At 48.4% G+C, this 16,773-nt stretch carries 13 protein-coding genes and 1 tRNA gene; 4 read left to right on the top strand and 10 right to left on the bottom strand.

From position 1 onward, the window contains the following. Window positions 1-72 precede the first annotated feature (72 nt). From mtgA to mltA, 6 genes are all read right to left on the bottom strand, one after another. Complete coding sequence (mtgA, locus tag ACWA5Z_RS08665; protein ID WP_431051490.1) at window positions 73-798, bottom strand: monofunctional biosynthetic peptidoglycan transglycosylase; 726 nt, start codon at window positions 796-798, stop codon at window positions 73-75. Between the two features lie 3 nt (window positions 799-801). Then, window positions 802-1,083 (bottom strand): trp operon repressor, encoded by a 282-nt coding sequence (trpR, locus tag ACWA5Z_RS08660; RefSeq protein WP_431051488.1) that lies wholly within the window; start codon window positions 1,081-1,083, stop codon window positions 802-804. 28 nt (window positions 1,084-1,111) lie between these two features. Then, entirely contained in the window at window positions 1,112-3,079 is a 1,968-nt protein-coding gene (locus tag ACWA5Z_RS08655; protein WP_431051486.1) for a transglycosylase SLT domain-containing protein, read from the bottom strand. Between the two features lie 103 nt (window positions 3,080-3,182). Next, on the bottom strand, window positions 3,183-4,265 hold the full coding sequence (gene znuA, locus ACWA5Z_RS08650) for a zinc ABC transporter substrate-binding protein ZnuA (protein WP_449343182.1): 1,083 nt from the start codon (window positions 4,263-4,265) through the stop codon (window positions 3,183-3,185). A gap of 18 nt (window positions 4,266-4,283) precedes the next feature. Continuing rightward, window positions 4,284-5,075 (bottom strand): tRNA cyclic N6-threonylcarbamoyladenosine(37) synthase TcdA, encoded by a 792-nt coding sequence (gene tcdA / locus ACWA5Z_RS08645; RefSeq protein ID WP_431051482.1) that lies wholly within the window; start codon window positions 5,073-5,075, stop codon window positions 4,284-4,286. 6 nt (window positions 5,076-5,081) lie between these two features. Beyond that, window positions 5,082-6,179, bottom strand: a complete 1,098-nt coding sequence (mltA, locus tag ACWA5Z_RS08640) for a murein transglycosylase A (protein ID WP_431051480.1) — start codon at window positions 6,177-6,179, stop codon at window positions 5,082-5,084. A 239-nt stretch (window positions 6,180-6,418) separates the two neighbouring features. On the opposite strand from mltA, the gene ACWA5Z_RS08635 reads away from it, so the two are divergent. After that, window positions 6,419-6,495, top strand: a tRNA-Met gene (locus tag ACWA5Z_RS08635). Between the two features lie 133 nt (window positions 6,496-6,628). On the opposite strand, the gene ACWA5Z_RS08630 is transcribed toward ACWA5Z_RS08635, so the two are convergent. Together ACWA5Z_RS08630 and mpl are read right to left on the bottom strand one after the other, a co-directional pair. Further along, on the bottom strand, window positions 6,629-6,838 hold the full coding sequence (locus tag ACWA5Z_RS08630; RefSeq protein WP_431051478.1) for a cold-shock protein: 210 nt from the start codon (window positions 6,836-6,838) through the stop codon (window positions 6,629-6,631). A 224-nt stretch (window positions 6,839-7,062) separates the two neighbouring features. Beyond that, the gene (gene mpl / locus ACWA5Z_RS08625; RefSeq protein WP_431051476.1) at window positions 7,063-8,427 is read right to left on the bottom strand and encodes a UDP-N-acetylmuramate:L-alanyl-gamma-D-glutamyl-meso-diaminopimelate ligase; all 1,365 of its coding nucleotides are present in this window, start codon (window positions 8,425-8,427) and stop codon (window positions 7,063-7,065) included. A 175-nt stretch (window positions 8,428-8,602) separates the two neighbouring features. Here mpl and fbp point away from each other — a divergent pair, with 175 nt between their 5' ends. Next, a complete protein-coding gene (gene fbp, locus ACWA5Z_RS08620; protein WP_431051475.1) occupies window positions 8,603-9,607 on the top strand; it encodes a class 1 fructose-bisphosphatase in 1,005 nt (334 codons plus the stop codon). A gap of 81 nt (window positions 9,608-9,688) precedes the next feature. Then, window positions 9,689-10,201 (top strand): hypothetical protein, encoded by a 513-nt coding sequence (locus tag ACWA5Z_RS08615; protein WP_431051473.1) that lies wholly within the window; start codon window positions 9,689-9,691, stop codon window positions 10,199-10,201. 77 nt (window positions 10,202-10,278) lie between these two features. Here the strand turns inward: ACWA5Z_RS08615 and ACWA5Z_RS08610 are convergent, their stop codons facing one another. Continuing rightward, window positions 10,279-10,623, bottom strand: a complete 345-nt coding sequence (locus ACWA5Z_RS08610; RefSeq protein ID WP_431051471.1) for a YegP family protein — start codon at window positions 10,621-10,623, stop codon at window positions 10,279-10,281. A 205-nt stretch (window positions 10,624-10,828) separates the two neighbouring features. Here ACWA5Z_RS08610 and ycaO point away from each other — a divergent pair, with 205 nt between their 5' ends. Continuing rightward, on the top strand, window positions 10,829-12,589 hold the full coding sequence (gene ycaO, locus ACWA5Z_RS08605; protein ID WP_431051469.1) for a 30S ribosomal protein S12 methylthiotransferase accessory factor YcaO: 1,761 nt from the start codon (window positions 10,829-10,831) through the stop codon (window positions 12,587-12,589). Between the two features lie 63 nt (window positions 12,590-12,652). Here the strand turns inward: ycaO and hrpA are convergent, their stop codons facing one another. Then, window positions 12,653-16,513, bottom strand: coding sequence for an ATP-dependent RNA helicase HrpA (gene hrpA / locus ACWA5Z_RS08600; RefSeq protein WP_431054322.1), 3,861 nt, complete (start codon window positions 16,511-16,513; stop codon window positions 12,653-12,655). Window positions 16,514-16,773: the final 260 nt, after the last annotated feature.

The following is a 16,773-nucleotide window of genomic DNA, read 5'->3' as shown; positions in this document are numbered from 1 at the left end:
TTAATAAAAATAAAGAATGCAATTTAGAGTGTGAATTTTTGCGAAAGTTCGTGTCCTTTAGCTTATTTTCGATTAGGACAGTTTCTTTAAAAATGCCTTGCCGCCCAAAGCATTAATCTGGCGCATAATCCACAGTTGTTTACGTTGCAACGTTGCCGACGGTTTATTGACTTTATATACGATCGGATTGGGCAACACTGCCGCCAATAGCGCGGCTTCGTTGAGATTCAGCTGTACCGCCGATTTGTTGAAATAATGTCGTGCCGCAGCTTCCACCCCGAAAATACCGTCGCCAAATTCAGCGATATTCAGATACACTTCTAAAATCCGTTTTTTATTCCACAACGTTTCGAGCAACAAAGTAACCGGCACTTCAATCCCTTTGCGCAGCCAACTCTGTCCGTGCCATAAATAGAGATTCTTGGCAGTTTGCTGTGAAATGGTCGAACCGCCGCGCGTGCGATTTGAATTGGCGTTATCATCCAACGCAGACCGGATCGCGTCAAAATCCAAGCCGAAGTGTTGATCAAAGCGTTGATCTTCGGCGGCAATCACCGCCATTTGCATTTGCCAGCTGATCTTGTCGAGACCGACCCAATCGTATTTTAGCCGATAGGAAAAATCGGCACGCAGCCAGTGGGAAAGCTGCTGTTGCGCCATATAGGCGGAAAACGGCAGCGGCACAACCCGTAAAAGTGCGGTCAGCACCAGCCCGAACAGGACAAAACGCCAAGCCCATTTGCATAACCGTTGCCGCCATTGGCTGCGCCCAAAGCGTTTTCTAAGCCGCTTAATCATCACTTAATGTTGTTGCAACCATTGTAAAAATTCATCGGGCATGGTTTTCAGCATATTCGAGCCGCGCGTAATGGTGGCGGCGCTAGTGTTGAGTTGTTGCTGAATTTCACGTTGCGACAGCGCCTTCTCCAATAACGCATCAACGATTTTCACCCGCAATCCAACCGCGTCACGTTCGTCAGACGTCAATAATAACGTTAATAGCGCTTCTTCCCGTCCGTCACGAAAAGCGGCGCGCAGCAGTTCGATAAAATCCTGCCATTGCTGTTGTTTTTGCTTCGCCATATGATCCTCCGCTAAAAATACTATTGCACTAGTATAAGCGATCAGTTTCGCTTTTGGCGAATTTTATTAACGGTTGCTGCGTTAACATGCGGTAATAATAATCAAAGGTCAGCACATTTTGCACATAACCGCGCGTTTCATAAAACGGAATGGTGGCAATAAATTCCGCCATGCTTAAACGCCCACCGGATCGCGCCAGCCACCGCTCGACACGACTGCTGCCGGCATTATAGGCGGCGGCGATAAAAATCCGGTTTTCGCCGAAACGGTCTGCCAGTTCCTGCAAATGCTGCGTGCCGAGCATAATGTTATCAAAAGCCTGAAACAACTGGCGTTCATTGTTATACGGCAACGCGAATTTATCGGCGGTGGCCTTCGCCGTACTTGGCAATAACTGCATTAAACCGCGCGCGTTAGCGTGTGATTGCGCCCGCACGTCCCAAGCACTCTCTTGACGTGCAATCGCCATCGCAAAACTTTGCGGCACCCACTTTCCCTGCAAATTCAGCTCAAACCAGAGCGGATATGCCAACGGCAGACGTTGCGCCAGATAGCTCCAGGCTTTGGCTTGAATCGTCGCTTGCACGCCGAATTCATACCAGTGTTTTTGATTGGCATACTCTGCCAATGCGATTTGCCGTGCTTTATCGCTTTGTGCCAACAAGGCTAACCACGCCTGCTTTGCTTGGTCAAATTGGTTGATCGCCAAAAATTCGTCGATTTGGCGCAAAGCCGGTTGGGCGGATTGCAGCTGCGTTTCCGCTTCGGTCGGGTTTAATATGTCAAAGTGCGGTTTATAATCCAGCTTAAGTTGTTCCGCTGCCAACATCGGATAAAATCCGCGCTCCTTTGCCAAGCCTTGCCATTGCCGCTGCGCCTGTGCCGTTTTGCCTTTTTTATCATCATTAAAGGCTTGCCAAAAACGCCACTCTTGTTGGTTTTTACCGTTAGTCGATAATAAATTCAGCCACGGTTCAAGATCCTGCTGCGCCAAAATTGCCAAACGAATGCGGCGTTCGGTCAGATTGTCTTGCTGTAATAACCGCACTTGTTGATCGCGCCATTGCTGAATTTGCGGATTCTCGGAATCAAACAGTTTGCTGACTACCGCAGCGCGCCAACCGTTTAATTGGCCTTGATCCAAACCGAAACGCGTCCCCCATTGTTGATATTCGGCAAACGGATCCGCAGGATTAAATTGGGTTTCATGCTGCCGTTGAATATAACGGGCAAAGCTTTGATTGACAATCGCACGGTTTTGCGGATTAAGCGCCGCCGTTTGCACAAACAAGCTCAGCGTTTGCGGATTGCTGTGCAATTCCACCAAGCTTTCCAGCCAGTTGGTCAACACCACATCATCGCTTTGATTGCGCAAATGGCGCAATACGCCGTCGCTGCCTTTTTCAAAGGCTAACAATGCGCGCGCACGCACGTTATCATCGCTTTGCTGCCCCGCAGTTTGCCATAAATGAAAAATATCATCACACGCCGACGGCAATGAACCGCCGTTTAGCCACAACTTGCCGACCGCTTGCCAAAGTGCGGTTTGCGCCGGTTCATTTTGGTTTTCCGCCGCTCTGGCTTGTGCGGAAAAATGGATACAACGCGAAATCAGATCGTTCGGCGCAACTGCGGAAAACTGTAAAATCCCTTGCCAATCCTGCCGTTTTTGCAAGGTTTGATACCAAGTGCGGTCAAGATTCTGCCGTTGCGCCAGTTCTGGATATTGCAGGGCGAATTGGCGGATCTTTTCCGCGTTCAATTGTTCGCTATCACTGATTAAACGTTGATATTGCAGGTATGGCAGCAGCGGATAATCGGGCAATTGTTCGATTAATTTATCCACCAATGCAAACTGTTTTTTCTCCGCCGACAACGGCAATAAACTTTCCGCTTTGCGGTAAATCTCGCGCTGCTGTTCGAGTGATAAACCATTCGCTAACAGCGGGGAACTCAAAGCAAACGTGGTGATTAACGCGATAATGTTATTTTTCATGTCTGTTCCCGGTAATAATCCAGCCAATAAATTCATTCATAAAAACAAAAACACCTTGCACAATGCAAGGTGTTAGACCATTCAAACCTGAAAAAAGTTTACTTTATTTCTGCGCTAAACACCCGCTGAAACTATCGGCAAGCGATTGCAGGTATTCCGTGTAAGCGGTTTTGCCGATTGCGATTTTTTCGCCCATCGGATCAAGCACGCCCAATTTTACCCCGGTGCTTTTATGCAGCATTTCTAGCAAACGCGGCGTAAATTGCGGTTCGGCAAACAGGCATTGTGCCTTGTGCGCCTGAATATCCGCTTTGATCTCGTTCAGCGTTTTCGCGCCCGGCGCTACGGCAGGATTAATCGTGAATGCGCCAAGATGATTTAAACCGTATTGGCGTTCAAAATAACCGTAGGCGTCATGGAAAACGTAATAACCGGTTTGCTTCACTGGATCAAGCTGGGTTTTCAGCTGTTGTTGTTTTGCAGCAACGTTCTGCTTAAATTCCGCTAAATTCCGGTTAATCAAATCCGTTTTATTCGGATAATCCTGTGCCAAGCGTTGTGCTATTTGCTCGGCAATTTTTTCACTGATCTCGCCGGAGAACCAGACGTGCCAATCGGTTTCCAAACCACCGTGGGCGTGATCGTGATGATCATGGTCATGATCGTGTGCATCATCATTTCCCGGCGGTCCATCATGATCGTGGTTGTGGTCGTGGTTGTGGTCGTGGTTGTGGTCGTGGTCGTGGTCGTGGTCGTGGTCGTGGTCGTGGTCGTGGTCGTGGTCGTGGTCGTGGTCGTGGTCGTGGTCGTGGTCGTGGTCGTGGTCGCCATCAGCGTGCACGTGTAATGCCTCGCCTAGCAACTGTTGAATATTGTCGATTTTATCAATCTGCAATACTTTTGCCGCCGCTAAACGTCCAATACTCTTGCTCAAAAACGTTTCCATATCCGCACCAATCCACACCACCAGATCCGCTTGCTGCAATTTTTGCAAATCAGACGGACGCAGATGGTAATCATGCGGCGAAGCGCCGGTCGGCAATAACACCTGCGTGCCGGTTACGCCGTCAGCAATTGCTGCGGCGATAAAACCGAGCGGTTTCACCGTGGTGATCACGTCTGCCTGGGCAGTATAGGCAATGGTTGAGAGGAGCACGCCTGCCAGCGATTTATTTATTATTTTCATGCTTTTTCCTTGTTAAGATTAGGGGATTATCCCCGATTGGTTTGCCGGTTGCCGTAACAGCTTTTCCAGCACTCTGGCAACAGCAAAAAACCCGAAGGTCGCCGTCACCATCGTTGCCGCGCCGAATCCGTTGGCACAATTCATGCTGGCGGAGACGTGGCAATCACCTTCCACTTTGGGAAAGATGAGCGGTTGGGTCGAAAACACGCAATCGACCCCGAATTTTCGTTTTGGATTTTGAGTGAAATTGTACGTTTTACGCAACAGCGACCGCACTTTTGCCGCCAGCGGATCTTGAACAGTACGGCTTAGATCGGCAATTTGAATTTGGGTCGGATCGGTTTGCCCGCCTGCGCCGCCGGTGGTAATCAATTTGATTTTATGGCGTTTGCAATAAGCAATCAGTGCGGCTTTGACTTTCACACTGTCGATTGCGTCAATCACATAATCGAATTCGCTGCTGATATAGTGCGATAGATTTTCCTGCGTCAAAAAATCGTCAATCACCGTCACCTGACATTGCGGATTGATTTGGGTGATCCGCGCTTGCATGGTGTCGGTTTTTAATGCGCCGATATTATCGCTTAACGCATGGATTTGGCGATTGACATTGGTCACGCAAATATCGTCCATATCAATCAAGGTCAGTTTGCCGACCCCGCTGCGCGCCAGCGCTTCCACCGCCCACGAACCGACCCCGCCGATCCCGACCACGCAAATATGTGCCGCCTGTAAACGTGCCAGTTCAGCTTGTCCGTATAAACGCCCAATGCCGCCAAAACGGCGCTCGTAATTATCAATTCGTTCCATGTGTTGTTAATTCAATACCCAAGCGCGGCCATAGTGTTTCAAAAATCCGGCGGTTTGACCGGCTTTATCGCCGATACCTTGATAGAGATCGAAGTGTTGTCCCTTAATCGCACCGCCAACGTCAAGCGCCACCACCAGGCGCAAATCATGCTGTCCCGTCCAATTGCCCTGACTGTCAAGCCGTGGCATTTCGACCAACACAATGCTGCCGAGCGGAATAATGTTTTTGTCCACTGCAATTGAGGATAAACCGATCAGTGGTACTCCGGCCGCGCCTTTCGGTTTATCGGTCAGATCGACTTTAAAATAGATATAAGAGGCATTGCGTTCCAACAACGCTTGAAAGCGGGACGGATTGCGTTCCCCCCATTCTTTGATCGCCTGCATCGACATTTTTTCTTTCGGGATCTCCCCGTCTTCCACCAATAAACGCCCGACGGCGGTGTACTGATGCCCGTTTTGCCCGCCATAGGCGAAATGGGTCAGCTTACCGTTGCCCATATCCATAAAACCACTGCCCTGCACCCCCATCGCAAACACATCGTACATGGTGCTGTAAGCCAGTTCTAAGCCTTGCCCGTTCAAAGCGCCGTTATAGATCTCGGCACGACTATAACGTTTGTTTTTCGGCAAAGCATAAACCGGATGTTGATACCGGCTGTTCTTAGTCGCGCTACCATGAAAAACCGGGATATAGTAACCGGTCATTAGCACGTTTTGATAGCCGTCTTCACCACTGAGCTGTTTTAAATTCAAGCCGAAATCGGTTAATTGATTCACATCCCCGCCGGAAAGCACCCAATTGGTGATTTTGCCGTAAGTGCCCGCATGGCGGTTGACCAAATTACTCGAATAAGACCGCACTTCGGATAATTGGGTTAAAAAATCCCCTTGATTGATCACACCGCTTTTATTCGCCACCTGAGAAACAGGAAACAAATATTGGTTCGGGCTGACATAGCTGCGTCCTTGGTAAACCGCACCTAGCTTTTCACGTTCCGCACGTTCGTTATAAGCATTACCGGTTTGCGTCGGCGATGATCCGCAAGCTGATAAGAATACCACTGTGGCTGTCACTACACCGAGTTTAAAATTAAATTTCATAAAATCCGTCTATATTTCTGTAATGAAAGAAACCCGTATCTCAGGGGCGGATACCTTAGCAAAAAACGGCTAAAAAATACAGGGCATATGACGCTTGTTTCTTGAATAAAAAAGCGGCACACAAAGTGCGGTTTTGCCGCAAAAACACGCGCAATGCCGATTTTTTAAACGCTTGAAAAAAAATTATCAAAACAGGCTTGCGTTCTATTAAAAAAAGCGTATAGTACGCCACTCACAGACGCGGGGTGGAGCAGCTTGGTAGCTCGTCGGGCTCATAACCCGAAGGTCGTTGGTTCAAATCCAGCCCCCGCAACCAGATTCTTAAAAGCACCTTTCGAGGTGCTTTTTTCATTTGTAAACCGCACTTTGCCACCGCCGACAAGCCGAAACAACAGCCAATAAAAAAGCCGCCACAAGGGCAGCTTTTAAAAATTCGATAAGTCAGCTCATTAAGCAACGACAGTTACATTCTCAGCTTTTTTACCACGTTGATCATCAACAATATTGAAAAGCACAGCTTGGCCTTCTTTTAATGTGCGGAAACCTTCGCTTTGGATTGCCGAGAAGTGTACGAATACGTCTTCGCCACCTTCAACTTGTAAAAAACCAAAACCTTTAGTTTCGTTAAACCATTTTACGGTTCCTTTTGCTTGAGACATTGCTACATCCTAAATAAATAATTAAAAAAATCTTACCTTACAACACTACAACCAAACCAGATTTGATTTTCATGACATGGTAAATCTTGTGCTACTCAAAGAGCGGTAGAATAGTACCAACATAAACTAGAAATTACACGTTTTATTTTCGATATTTCAAAAATATAGCGTTTTAATTCCGATAATGTGAAAAAGGTCACATTATTACCATTACTTTTTCTAATTTAAGCCGCTAACTTATCGAGTAACTTTTGGTGAATACCGTCAAAACTGCCGTTGCTCATAATTAAAATATGATCACCGGCTTGCGCTTCAGCCGCAATCAGCTCGATCAACAACTCGATATTGCCGCTCCACTTCGTCGGCACGGTCGATTTCTCGGCAATTTCCGCCACTTCCCACGGAATATTGTCCGGCTGCAACAAAAAGACATAATCCGACTTCACCAATGACGCCGCCAATTCATTTTTATGCAAGCCCATTTTCATGGTATTGGAACGCGGCTCTAACACCGCCAAAATCCGTTTCGCGCCGCCGACGCGATCACGCAAGGCCGAAATGGTTGCGCTAATTTCCGCCGGATGGTGGGCAAAATCATCATATACGGTGATGTCTTTCACTTTCCCTTTCACTTCCAAGCGACGATTGGTGTTGATAAATGTCGCCAACGAAGCACAAGCCTGTTCAACCGGCACGCCGGCACGGTATGCTGCGGCAATCGCCATTAACGCATTGTGCATGTTATGCTCGCCAAACACCTCCCATGCCACTTCCGCCGCTTTTTGCCGCTGGTGGTAAACGGCAAAATGGCTGCTGTCTTGCGAAATTTTTTGTGCAAACCACTCTTCGTTTTCGCCTAAGAATTGCTGTTCGCTCCAACAGCCCATGTCCAACGTCTGTTTGACCGTGACATCGTCTTGTGCCGACAACACCAAGCCCGATTGCGGAATAATCCGAATCATATGGTGGAATTGACGCTGAATCGCCGCCAGATCATCGAAAATATCCGCATGATCAAAACCGATATTGTTAATAATCAAGGTATTCGGGTTGTAATGCACAAACTTGGAACGCTTGTCAAAAAATGCCGTATCGTACTCATCCGCTTCAATCACAAAATACGGACTGTCGCCCAATTGCGCCGAGGTGGCGAAATTGCCGGTTACGCCGCCGATTAAAAAGCCGGGATTCAAGCCGTTATCGGCTAAAATCCATGCCAAAATGCTGCTGGTGGTGGTTTTGCCGTGCGTGCCGGACACCGCCAATACTTTGCGCCGACGCAATAAATTGTCATGCAGCCATTGCGGGCCGGAAGTATAAGGAATGGCGTGATCCAACACATATTCCACACACGGATTGCCGCGCTTCATCGCATTGCCTATGATCACCATATCCGGTTGCGGATTAAGCTGCGCCGGATCGTAATTCGGGATAATCTCAATCCCGCTCTTTTGCAAAAACGTGCTCATCGGCGGATAGACATTGACGTCCGATCCCGTGACGTTATATCCCATTTGGCGCGCAATAATCGCCACGCCGCCCATAAAGGTGCCACAAATCCCCAAAATATGGATATGTTGTTGTTTCATATTCGTTAACCGCTCTTTTATCAATTAAAATGTGGTTGAGATCACAACTTGCACGCTGCCGGCAAACGTCAACGCAAATGACTGTTATAATATCAACCACATAAAGCCTGCCGATTATACAATAAAATATCACAGGTTTCCGTTTAATTATTCTATTTATCGTACTGGGGGAAAAATGAAAACATTAGGCGAATTTATCGTTGAAAAACAGGCGGACTATCCGAATGCCAGGGGCGAATTGAGTGGCATTTTATCGTCTATCCGTTTAGTGGCAAAAATTATTCATCGTGACATTAATAAAGCCGGATTGACCAATGACATCATCGGCAACTCCGGCGTGGAAAATGTGCAAGGCGAAGCACAGATGAAGTTAGACGCTTTCGCGCACGAAAAAATGAAGGCCGCCTTGATTGCCCGTGACGAGGTGGCGGGTTTCGGCTCGGAAGAGGAAGAAAACTTCGTAGCGTTTGATACCGAACGCGGCCGCAATGCCAAATATGTAATCCTCACCGATCCGCTCGACGGCTCGTCCAATATTGACGTCAATGTGGCGGTCGGCACCATTTTCTCGATTTATCGCCGTATTTCGCCAATCGGCACTCCCGTCACGTTGGAGGATTTTTTACAACCGGGACATAAGCAGGTTGCCGCCGGCTATATCGTTTACGGCTCCTCCACCATGCTGGTTTACACCACCGGCAACGGTGTCAACGGCTTCACCTATGATCCGTCGTTAGGGGTATTTATTCTTTCCCACGAAAATATCAAAATTCCGCAAAACGGCACTTGCTACTCGATTAACGAAGGCAACTATTTGAAATTCCCGATGGGCGTGAAAAAATACCTGAAATATTGCCAAGAAGAAGACGACGGCACCAAACGCCCTTACACCTCGCGTTATATCGGCTCGTTGGTGTCCGACTTCCACCGTAATTTGCTGAAAGGCGGCATTTATATCTATCCGACGTCCACCCATTATCCGCTCGGCAAACTGCGTTTATTATACGAAGGCAATCCGATGGCATTTTTAGCCGAACAAGCCGGCGGATTGGCGAGCGACGGCTACCGCCGCATTCTGGATATTGAACCGACCGAGTTGCACCAACGTATTCCGTTATTTGTCGGTTCAAAAAATATGGTGGAAAAAGCCACTCAATTTATGTCAGAATACCGAGAGTAATAAGTGCGGTTCTCCCCGCAATTTACGGCATAATGTAGATTGCCGTTGACTTTCTACATTATGTTGTCAGGTAAACTCAGGATGAATGTACTCTTTAAATACGGTTCTATTTTTATTGCGATGATCGCCTTAATTATCGGTTCGGCATTGTTCAATATCAATGTCGGCAATAGCAAAGCGACAGAACACACCATTTTGTCTTATGCTTCGCCCAATTCGCCGTTACTGAATGAATTTAAATCACGCGTCAACCTGAGCGGACCGGAGTATTTTTTAACGACCGATCAAAGCGAAACCAACTTGCTACTGCGCTACCAAATCAAGGTGACCTCACAAAAGCCAATCCATTCGATCGAATGGCTGACGCTGTATACCTATCAAGGGCATATTATTTTTAATAAAGAATTCCAAGTGGTGTTTAATTCCGGCATGGATCAGAATCAAACCCGTAGCGTGGATTTTATCTTCCCGATTGAGGCGATTTCACGCCATAATCGGATTTTCTTCCTTTCTCCCAATCCGGAAATCGAAGTGTTGACCCTGCCGCAAAACATCCAATATCTGGACGGCGGGCGCTTGGAAGTGCCGTATTAAGCGCAACTAAATGCAACAAAAAAGTGCGGTCAGATCACCGATCATAACCGCACTTTTGGTATATGCTATAAAACAACCTACTCTTCCGCCGTTTTATCCTTAATCACGCTACTCGCCGCATTACGTGCGACCGACGCAATCCCTTTTTTAGCAACGGCTTCCGAACTGTAATATTGACTGCGACCGATTTCTTGATGGTTCTTCGCTTTCAAAATAAAATACGGTTTGCCGTTTTTCGCCACCCGAATTTCATACGCCGTTTCGTCAGCCCCGTTTTTTTGTACAGAGGCAATACCATTTTCCGCCGCCGCACGGGTTTTATACAGCTCACTGGTCAGGATCACCTGGCTGTTTGCCGCTTTCAGATTAAACATAAACTGTCCGTCTTTTGCCACTTTTAATTCATACCAACCTTGTGCCATAACATTTTCCTCGCTATTGACTAACTGATTCATTTTGAAATCGCAAATTTCAAAATGCCCTTGTTAGCATAAATTTTTTACAATAAATTTCAATCGTTTTTTGCTTAAAAATAACGCTTTATCACAAATGTTTCTTGCCGAAAGTGCGGTTGTTGCCTATTATGCGGCAACAATGTCAATTTTTTCCCGCTAATAAGAGAATACTATGCCACAACAAACTTATATCACCGGCAAAGACGCCGCCCTAGAAGACAGTATTCACCGCTTTCAAAGCAAATTAACCCAACTGGGTTTCAATATCGAAGAAACCTCATGGTTAAATCCCGTACCGAATGTGTGGTCGGTGCATATTCGCGATAGCGATTGCCCGCAATGTTTCACCAACGGCAAAGGCGCAAGCAAAAAGGCCGCACTGGCTTCCGCCTTGGGCGAATATTTTGAACGCCTTTCCACCAACTATTTTTTCGCCGATTTCTTTTTGGGAACAAAGATTGCCAACGGCGATTTCGTGCATTATCCGAATGAAAAATGGTTTAAGATTGAAGATGAAGATCAATTACCGCAAGGTATTTTAGACGACTATTTGCAACAGTATTACAATCCGAACCAAGAACTGACACCGGAACAACTGATCGATCTGCAATCCGGCAATGGTGAACGCGGCATTGTCGCCATGCCGTATGTGCGCCAACGCGATCAGCAAACGGTGTATATTCCGCAAAGCATTATCGCCAACTTATACGTTTCCAACGGTATGTCCGCCGGCAACAGCCAAAACGAAGCGCGGGTGCAAGGTCTATCGGAAGTGTTTGAACGCCATGTGAAAAACAAAATTATCGCCGAAGCGATCAGCCTGCCGGAAATCCCAAGCGAGGTCATTGCACGTTACCCTTATATTCAAGAAGCGATTGCGACCTTAGAACAAGAGGGCTTCCCTATTTTAGCCTACGACGCCTCCCTTGGCGGCAAATATCCGGTGATTTGTGTGATTTTGCTCAATCCGAACAACGGCACTTGTTTCGCCTCGTTCGGCGCGCACCCGAACTTTAAAGTCGCATTGGAGCGCACCGTCACCGAGCTGCTGCAAGGGCGCAGTTTGAAAGATTTAGACGTGTTCACCCCGCCGTCATTTGACAATGCTGACGTTGCCGAGCACGCCAACCTAGAGACCCATTTTATTGACTCCAGCGGTTTGATCTCGTGGGATCTGTTCAAACAAGACAGCGATTACCCGTTCGTCGATTGGGATTTTTCCGGCACCACCGAGCAAGAATTCGACAACCTGATGTCAATCTTTAACGCCGAACAGAAAGAAGTCTATATCATGGACTACAACCATTTAGGTGTGTATGTCTGCCGCATTATCGTGCCGGGCATGTCGGATATTTATCCGGCGGACGATTTGATTTACGCCAATAACAATATGGGCATGGAATGGCGCGAAATCCTGTTGGATCTACCGCACTTTCATCATGAGCGCGACACTCACTTAGAACTGCTCGACGAGTTAGACCAACAAGGCATTGACGATTTCACCCGCGTACGTGAATTTATCGGTATCGTCGCCCCACCGAAATCCGGCTGGCAAACCTTGCGTATCGGCGAGTTAAAATCCATGCTCTATCTGGCTTGCGGCGATTGGGGAAACGCATTGCTGTGGGCGAATTGGACGCTCGATACCACCTCCTCGGTGTTTACCGCCGAACGCAATAACTACTACCGTTGTTTAATTCAATCCTTAGAATTGCATTTAGACAGCGAGCGCGATCCGGCGCAATATTTTGCTGCATTCTGTCGTTTATACGGTGAAAGTGCGGTCAATGCCTGTTGGAGTGCGATCAACGGCGGCAATCCGTTCTATGATTTAATCGCCGGGGATGAAACCCTGAGCAACTTCGCCGCCCATCAAAAATTATTGGCTGCCTACGACAAACTGCAACAAGCCAAAGTGCGGTATTGGGCATAAATTATCCCTTCCGCCCTTCGGATCTCCCTCCGCACGCGGAGGGAAAAATTTTAATGCGACAACCTACCCCGCACTCTGAATACTGTTCAAAATCCGTTTATCCGAAATTGGGTACGCCGTGCCCAGTTGTTGGGCAAACAGACTGACGCGCAGTTCTTCAATCATATAACGGATTTCCAAAATCTCATCGCTGATCGGTTGTGATTTCGGCAGTTTTGCCAACAGTTGCTGATAGGCTTCGCTGACTTTTTCCACCCGCAACATATTGGCGCGATCGCGGTTCACGTCTTGCGCCAGTTTGTCGATCCGTTTATCAATCGCTTGCAAATAACGCAATAAATCCGGCAGCCGCTGATAGCCGTTGCGTTGCACAAAGCCTTGCTGAACCAAATTCGCCAGCTGGCTTTTAATATCCGACAGCGCAAATGCCATAGTGAAATCCATTTTGCCTTTCAAACGTTTATTCAACTCAAAGGTCAGGGTCAAAATCTGCTCGACCTGTTTGGCAATCCCGACCGTGGTCTCATTCAGATTCTCGCGAACGTAATCACGCAAGCGCTGAAACGCCGCTTCTTCCCAAACCACGCCGCCAAAATCGGCGATCAATTTATCCACCGCACAGGCGATACAATCGTCAATCAGATCCAATACGCGCCCGAACGGGGTGAAATACAAGCCCAATTTGGCTTTATTCGGCAATTTTTCATGCAGATATTTAATCGGCGACGGCACATTCAACAGCAACAAACGGCGTAAGCCCTGCTGCATGGCACGTTGCTGTTCGAATTCGGTTTCAAACAGCTTGATTCCGACCGATTGCTGCTCATCGACCAACGCCGGATAGGCTTTCACGCTGTAGCCGCGTTTTTTCTGCTGGTAAAAGTGCGGTAGCGTGTCGAAATTCCAAATATGAATGCCGCTCTGCTCGATCCCGTCGTCCGCCACCGCCGACAGGCTTTGTTGCACCTGATCTTTCAGCTCGAATTTCAGTTGATCCAAATCAGTGCTCTCGCGCAGTTTACGCCCGTTGTCGTCAATCACACGGAAGGTGATCTTCAAGTGCGGTTCAAGCTGCTCGACATTCCACAATTCCGGTTCAACCGTGACCCCGGTCATACGGCGTAGTTCATATTGCAAACTCTCCAACAGCGGTTTCGCCAACGGTTCGGCGCGCCCCAAAAAAGCGTCGGCATAGTTCGGTGCCGGCACAAAATTACGCCGCATGGCTTTGGGTAACGATTTAATCAGTGCAATCACCAACTCACGGCGCAAGCCCGGAATTTGCCAGTCAAAACCTTGCGGCTCGACTTGGTTCAGCAATGCCAGCGGGATATGCACCGTCACGCCGTCCGCCTCGCTGCCGGGTTCGAATTGATAGCTGAGTTTCAACTTCAAATTGCCCTGCTGCCAAAAATTCGGGAAATCCAAATGGCTGACCGTTTGCGCTTCGTCATTGGTTAAAAACGCTTTTTCAAAATTGAGCAGCTCGGGATTTTGCTGTTGCGCCGTTTTCCACCAGCTGTCGAAATGTTTTTGCGACACCACGTCTTGCCCGATCCGTTGGTCGTAAAACTCAAACAAGCGGCGTTCGTCCACCAAAATATCGCGCCGACGGCTTTTGTGTTCCAGCTCCTCCACTTCACGGATCAGCTTCATATTTTGTTGGAAAAATTTATGCCGTGCGTTCCAATTGCCCTCAACCAATGCCGCTTGGATAAAAATTTCGCGGCTCAATTGCGGATCGATATTGCCGAAATTAATCGGACGTGCAGCCACAATCGGCATGCCGTACAGCACCACTTTTTCGCTGGCGATCACCGCCCCTTTCGATTTTTCCCAATGCGGTTCGGCGTAGCTGGATTTGGTCAAATGCCCTGCCAACGGCTCGATCCATTCCGGTTCGATTTTCGCCAGCATTCGCCCCCACAGTTTTGAGGTTTCGACCAGTTCGGCGGCGATCAGCCATTTCGGATTTTTCTTAAACAGCACCGAATTGGGGAACACGGAGAAATGGGTGTTACGCGCACCGAGATACTGCTGTTTTTCCGCCTCTTTCAAACCGATATGCGACAGCAAACCGGTCAAGAGTGCACGGTGAATTGCGCCGTAATCCGCTTCGGTCGAATTGATATGCAGCCCCATTTCACGCACGCTTAAGCGCAATTGATGATAAATATCCTGCCACTCGCGCAAGCGCAGATAATTCAGGTATTCGCTTTTGCACAAACGGCGGAATTGGTTGTTGCTCAAGGCTTTTTGCTGTTGTTGCAGATAATTCCACAGGTTGATAAACGCCAAGAAATCCGATTGCTCATCGACAAAGCGACGGTGTTTTTCATCGGCGGCTTGCTGTTTTTCCTGCGGGCGTTCGCGCGGATCTTGGATCGACAACGCCGCCACGATAATCATCACCTCACGCAAACTGCCGAATTGCGCCGCACTCAATACCATTTTCGCCAACCGAGGGTCAACCGGCAACGCCGCCAACTGCCGTCCTGCGGCGGTCAATTTGCGCTGTTCGCCCTGCTTGGTTTTCACCAGATTAAAGGCTTGCAGCTCCTCCAATAATTTAATCCCGTCCTGAATGTAGCGGCGATCCGGCGCGTCGACAAACGGAAAGGATTCAATATCGTCCAGTCCAAGTGCGGTCATCTGCAAAATCACCGAAGCTAAATTAGTGCGCAAAATTTCCGGATCGGTGAATTCGGGGCGGGCGTTGAAATCCTCCTCCGAATACAGGCGGATACAAATTCCCTCCGACACCCGTCCGCAACGCCCTTTACGCTGGTTGGCGGAGGCTTGCGAAATTGCTTCGATCGGCAGGCGTTGCACTTTGGTGCGGTAGCTGTAACGCGAAATCCGTGCCGTACCGGGGTCGATCACATATTTAATCCCCGGCACGGTGAGTGAGGTTTCCGCCACGTTGGTCGCCAACACAATCCGATTCAATCCGCTCGGCTGGAAAATACGGTTCTGCTCCTGCGCCGATAAGCGCGCGTACAGCGGCAAAATTTCCGTATGGCGCAGCTGTTGTTTCTGCAATGCGTCGGCGGTGTCGCGAATTTCACGTTCGCCGCTGAGGAAGATCAAAATATCGCCGCGCCCTTCCGCTTGCAATTCCTCAACAGCGTTCAGAATACCTTGAATTTGGTCTTGATCGTCCGCCTCCGCCAACGGGCGATAGCGCACTTCGACCGGAAACGTGCGCCCCGACACTTCGATAATCGGCGCGTTGTTGAAATGCTTGGAAAACCGCTCCACGTCGATGGTGGCGGAGGTGATAATCAATTTCAGATCAGGGCGTTTCGGCAACAGTTGTTTCAGATAACCGAGAATAAAATCGTTGTTCAAACTGCGTTCGTGGGCTTCGTCGATGATCAGGGTGTCGTATTGATTGAGGTAGCGGTCAGTCTGAATTTCCGCCAGCAAAATCCCGTCGGTCATCAATTTGATCCGACTCTTGTCGCTGACCTGATCGCTGAACCGCACTTTGTAGCCGACCAACTCGCCCAGTTCGGTTTTCAGCTCCTCCGCAATCCGCGCCGCCACCGAACGCGCCGCAATTCGGCGCGGTTGGGTGTGCCCGATCATGCCTTTGGTGCCTAAACCCAGTTCAAGGCACATTTTCGGCAACTGGGTGGTTTTGCCCGATCCGGTTTCGCCGGCGATCACCACCACCTGATGTTCGGCAATGGTTTTCAGAATTTCCGTTTTGCGCTGACTGACCGGCAAATTCTCTGGGAATTCAATCGCAAGTGCGGTCTGCCGCTGCGCCAACCGCACTTTCGCCACCGCAATCGCCTGTTCGATTTCCGCCACCACCGCACTTTGCGCCGCTTGGTTTTTAATATTGCCCAAGCCGTAAATCCGCCCGCTCAAACGGCGTTTATCACTCAACATCACCTCGTTTAATTGCGCCAACAAATTTTTTTGCGTCGGGGTGAGCGGTTGCGAGTGGCGTTTAGGTTGTGTTTTTTTGTTTTTTTGGTTTTGCAAAATGGTTCTCTATCTTAATTTTATTCGTTATAAAAAAGCTAAAATCAAATTATAGATAACCTTCAATATTGCGTTTGCATTGTAGGGGCGGATTAACTATCCGCCCGTTTGCGAAGTGCGGTATAAGCATTTAATCGACAACAGAAAAATGCAAAGTGCGGTTCGGGCGGATAGTTAATCCGCCCCTA

Source organism: Testudinibacter sp. P80/BLE/0925 (genome assembly GCF_053570785.1).
Note: the sequence above shows the minus strand (reverse complement) of the source record. Positions and strands in the feature narration are given on the sequence as shown.

What these genes read in the sequence shown, in the direction of transcription:
- ACWA5Z_RS08610 (WP_431051471.1), bottom strand. Translation starts at nt 10,623, where the DNA reads ATGGCACAAGGTTGGTATGAATTAAAAGTGGCAAAAGACGGACAGTTT.
- ACWA5Z_RS08615 (WP_431051473.1), top strand. Translation starts at nt 9,689, where the DNA reads ATGAATGTACTCTTTAAATACGGTTCTATTTTTATTGCGATGATCGCC.
- mtgA (WP_431051490.1), bottom strand. Translation starts at nt 798, where the DNA reads ATGATTAAGCGGCTTAGAAAACGCTTTGGGCGCAGCCAATGGCGGCAA.
- mpl (WP_431051476.1), bottom strand. Translation starts at nt 8,427, where the DNA reads ATGAAACAACAACATATCCATATTTTGGGGATTTGTGGCACCTTTATG.
- ACWA5Z_RS08630 (WP_431051478.1), bottom strand. Translation starts at nt 6,838, where the DNA reads ATGTCTCAAGCAAAAGGAACCGTAAAATGGTTTAACGAAACTAAAGGT.
- znuA (WP_449343182.1), bottom strand. Translation starts at nt 4,265, where the DNA reads ATGAAAATAATAAATAAATCGCTGGCAGGCGTGCTCCTCTCAACCATT.
- ycaO (WP_431051469.1), top strand. Translation starts at nt 10,829, where the DNA reads ATGCCACAACAAACTTATATCACCGGCAAAGACGCCGCCCTAGAAGAC.
- tcdA (WP_431051482.1), bottom strand. Translation starts at nt 5,075, where the DNA reads ATGGAACGAATTGATAATTACGAGCGCCGTTTTGGCGGCATTGGGCGT.
- trpR (WP_431051488.1), bottom strand. Translation starts at nt 1,083, where the DNA reads ATGGCGAAGCAAAAACAACAGCAATGGCAGGATTTTATCGAACTGCTG.
- fbp (WP_431051475.1), top strand. Translation starts at nt 8,603, where the DNA reads ATGAAAACATTAGGCGAATTTATCGTTGAAAAACAGGCGGACTATCCG.
- mltA (WP_431051480.1), bottom strand. Translation starts at nt 6,179, where the DNA reads ATGAAATTTAATTTTAAACTCGGTGTAGTGACAGCCACAGTGGTATTC.
- ACWA5Z_RS08655 (WP_431051486.1), bottom strand. Translation starts at nt 3,079, where the DNA reads ATGAAAAATAACATTATCGCGTTAATCACCACGTTTGCTTTGAGTTCC.